The following is a 3,609-nucleotide window of genomic DNA, read 5'->3' as shown; positions in this document are numbered from 1 at the left end:
GGATTGGTAGTGTTGCTTGAACTCAGGGCTATTACAGCAAATCATGATTTTCGTTACTGCCAGCACTCGCAGCCACCACGCCGGACAAACCGAATCTCAGCTCACTTGCCAGAAATCTGCCGCTCCTCCAAGCGAAATCTCTTAAAGCTCGCGAGCGATCAACCAAGTACATAAGCCCACCACCAGAACCCCGGCAGCGATCAGTCCGGTCATCGTGGACATCCGGCGCTGGCGTTGACTGCATGGCAGGCAGTAATTGAAGGTTGCGCCTTTGTAGTGAGGCAGAGGCCATAGAAAGCCCGACCCGCCGCAGGCATAACACCGGCCCTGCGCATTCCTCCGCTTGCCCCGGCGGTCGCGCCACACCTGAATGATGAGCCCAACGATGGGCAGCACACCCAGGGCGCCGACAACCACCACCGCCACAACGATGTCAACCATTGCTATTCCGTACTCTTAGCTCACTTCGTGCCCGAGGGGCGTGTCGACTTACCCGACAGCAAGCTGCCGCTCCCCCAACGCAATATCCAGCATCATCTCGCTGGCCAGGGTACCCAGTTCCTTCTGCAACGCCTCTACCGACAAATTGGCCGGCACCAGCAAATGCGCCTCGACCTTGAAAGTCTGCTTGCCCGAGACACCGCTGCGCACGATGTCGGTGTGAATGCTCTCGATGCTGATGCCGCGCTCGGCGAGCATCTTGGTCAGGTTGCTGACGATGCCCAGGCGGTCTTCGCCTACCAGTTCGAGTTCAAACACGCGCAGGGCGGCGGGGGTGTTGGCGCCGTCACTCTTTGCTACGACCACTTGCAGGCCGCTGGACTGCAGGCCGCGCAGCGAGGTGGCGAGGTTGTCGGCGTTTTCGCGCGGGACTTCGAAGTGGACCATGCCGGCGAATTCACCGGCCAGGCGTGTCATGCGGCTGGCGGCCCAGTTGGCGCCGAAGCGTTGGGCTTTGTCGGCCAGGGAACTGACGATGCCTTGCCGGTCTGTGCCGACGATGGAGACAACCAACGAAGTGTTGGCGGATGAGACCTCTTCGGTCAGCACCACGGCCTTGCGCAGCATGGGGGCGCGGGTGGCGAAGGCTGGGTCTTGCACATCGGCGGGCAGGCTGCCTTGCAGGCGGGCGTGGTGCACGACTTTGCTGAGCAGCGCCAGGCCCATGGGCGCGAGGGCGCGCTCCCACAGTTCGCGGGCGGTTTCGCCTTTTTTGACAAAACACCAGTCTTGCGCGGCGATGGCGCCGGCGTCCCAGCCGTCGGCCAGGTGGTAAACGGAGCCGCCGGCAATCGGGTCGCCTTCCAGAATCGTCCATTCGACGGCCGCGATGCCGCGGTGGCGTGGCAACAGCGAGGGGTGGTAGCCGATGCCGCCCAGGCGCGAGCGTGCCAGTGCGTCGTCGCTCACGCGGGCATGCGTGTGCGCGGCGATGATGAGTTCGGTGCCTTCGGCAATCGCCTCGCCGGGGACGATCTTGGGGTTGGCCAGCACATGCACGGGGATGCCGGCGGCGCGCCCTGCAATCGCCAGCCGGTCGTCTTCAGCGGGGGCGACGATGCTGGTGAACTCAATGCCTTCTTCTTTGCGAAGCGCCTCAAACACCGAGGCTGCGAAAAAACGGGAACCGACCAAAGCGCATTTCATGGACACGTCTCTTTAGGAATGAATAGATAAAGGGATGGATTAAAACGGAAAGCGGACATAAAAAAGGGAGCCGAAGCTCCCGATGAGAAACAGCCGCTCAGGCCGCGACAGCCTGGCGCGCCTTCTCGGTCAGGCCGATCTGGTCGAGTGCGGCAGCGAGCTGGCCGACAGTGCGGTCAGACTGGTGCCATTTCTCGAGGCCAAACAGGCCGACGCGGAAAGTCTTGAAGTCGGCGCCCTCATCGCACTGCAGCGGCACGCCGGCAGCGGTTTGCAAACCTTGTGCAAGAAATTTTTTGCCGGACTGGATGTCAGGGTCTGTGGTGTAGCTGACGACCACGCCCGGGGCCTTGAAGCCTTCGGCGGCCACGCTGGGCAGGCCGCGGCTTTCAAACAGTTTGCGCACCTTGCTACCCAGGGCTTCCTGCTCGGCCTTCACTTTGGCAAAACCGTAGTCTTGCGTTTCTTTCATCGCGGCGCGCAGGCGCGTGAGGGCGTCTGTGGGCAGGGTGGCGTGGTAGGCATGGCCGCCGTTTTCATACGTTTCCATAATCTGCATCCACTTTTTCAGGTCGCAGGCAAAGCTGGAGCTGGCGGTGCCGTCTATCGCGGCGCGGGCGCGCTCGCTGAGCATGACCATGGCGCAGCAGGGTGAGCTGCTCCAGCCTTTTTGCGGGGCGGAGATGAGCAGGTCAACGCCGGTGGCCTTCATGTCGACCCACATGGCGCCGGAGGCAATGCAGTCGAGCACAAAGAGGCCGCCCACCGCATGCACCGCGGCGGCCACAGCCTGCAGGTAGCTGTCGGGCAGGATCATGCCGGAAGCGGTTTCGACGTGYGGGGCAAAAACGAGTGCGGGCTTTTCTTTGGCGATGGCGGCGACCACGTCGGCAATGGGTGCGGGCGCCCAGGGGGCTTGCGCGCCGGGGCCGGTTTGTTTGGCCTTGAGCACGGTGTGCGACGCGGGGATGTGGCCCATGTCAAAGATTTGCGTCCAGCGGTAGCTGAACCAGCCGTTGCGGATGACCATGACGTGCTTGCCTCCCGCGAACTGGCGGGCCACGGCTTCCATGCCGTAGGTGCCGCTGCCGGGCACCAGGGCCACGGCGTGCGCCTTGTACACGTCTTTGAGGATGCGCGAGATGTCGCTCATCACGCCCTGGAAGCTTTTTGACATGTGGTTGAGGGCGCGGTCGGTGTAGACCACCGAAAACTCGAGCAGTCCGTCAGGGTCAACGTTGGGGAGGAGTCCGGGCATGGTGTTGTCTCTCAAATCGTTATGAAAAGTCGGGCAGCCAGCTTAACAGGATGAGGCGATTTTGGCAGTGGGGTTATGTGTGGTCGCGGGGGGGCAACAAGGAGCGGGAAGGCTGTGCCGCAGGGGTCTATTCGCTATCAATTTCATAGCTGCTCGCGCAGATTCCTATTGGGCTGCAGGCACTTTTTATAGGTAAAAGTTGATACAAGTCAAGAATTCCGGGCATTTTGCGGCTCTGGGACATGCCCAGCCCCTCGCCACACCCCCCAAGCCTTCCTGATGCAATCCTGATGCGGCCGATGGTACGCTGGGCTTCTGATGATGAAAGCTGCTGAACCTACACCCGCCACCGGCACAAGTTTGCGCCACTGGGCCATCGTGGCCCTGCTGCTGGCAGCCGCCACCGGCGGCGGGCTGCTGCTCGACAGGCAAGTCACGATTGCCAGCCAGGCCATGCTGTATGTGCTGGTCGTGGTGGTGGTGTCTTACACCATGGGCTGGAAGGAATCTGTGGCCTCGGCGCTGGTGGCGGTGACGGCGCTGAACTACTTTTTTGTGCCGCCGCGTTTTACCTTTGAGGTGGAGAGCCGGGATCACCTGATTGCGATTTTCAGCATGCTGCTGGTGGCGCTGACCATCAGCCACCTGTCTGCGCGGCTGCGGCGCGAAACGGCCGCGGCGCAGCTGAACGAGCAGCGCGCGCG

General features: G+C 62.3%; 4 protein-coding genes. 1 reads left to right on the top strand and 3 read right to left on the bottom strand.

The window, feature by feature from the left end:
• Positions 1-141 precede the first annotated feature (141 nt).
• From AC1DWI_RS16635 to AC1DWI_RS16625, 3 genes are all read right to left on the bottom strand, one after another.
• Positions 142-441, bottom strand: coding sequence for a hypothetical protein (locus AC1DWI_RS16635; protein ID WP_477670084.1), 300 nt, complete (start codon positions 439-441; stop codon positions 142-144).
• 48 nt (positions 442-489) lie between these two features.
• The gene (locus AC1DWI_RS16630; RefSeq protein WP_477670085.1) at positions 490-1,647 is read right to left on the bottom strand and encodes a formyltransferase family protein; all 1,158 of its coding nucleotides are present in this window, start codon (positions 1,645-1,647) and stop codon (positions 490-492) included.
• Positions 1,648-1,744: 97 nt separating this feature from the next.
• Complete coding sequence (locus AC1DWI_RS16625; RefSeq protein ID WP_477670086.1) at positions 1,745-2,905, bottom strand: aminotransferase class V-fold PLP-dependent enzyme; 1,161 nt, start codon at positions 2,903-2,905, stop codon at positions 1,745-1,747.
• Between the two features lie 321 nt (positions 2,906-3,226).
• Here AC1DWI_RS16625 and AC1DWI_RS16620 point away from each other — a divergent pair.
• On the top strand, positions 3,227-3,609 hold a 383-nt coding region (locus AC1DWI_RS16620), incomplete at its 3' end, for a DUF4118 domain-containing protein (protein WP_477725244.1).

It is taken from the genome of Polaromonas sp. P3_C2, assembly GCF_056402675.1.
This window is presented reverse-complemented; position numbering and strand designations above follow the sequence as displayed.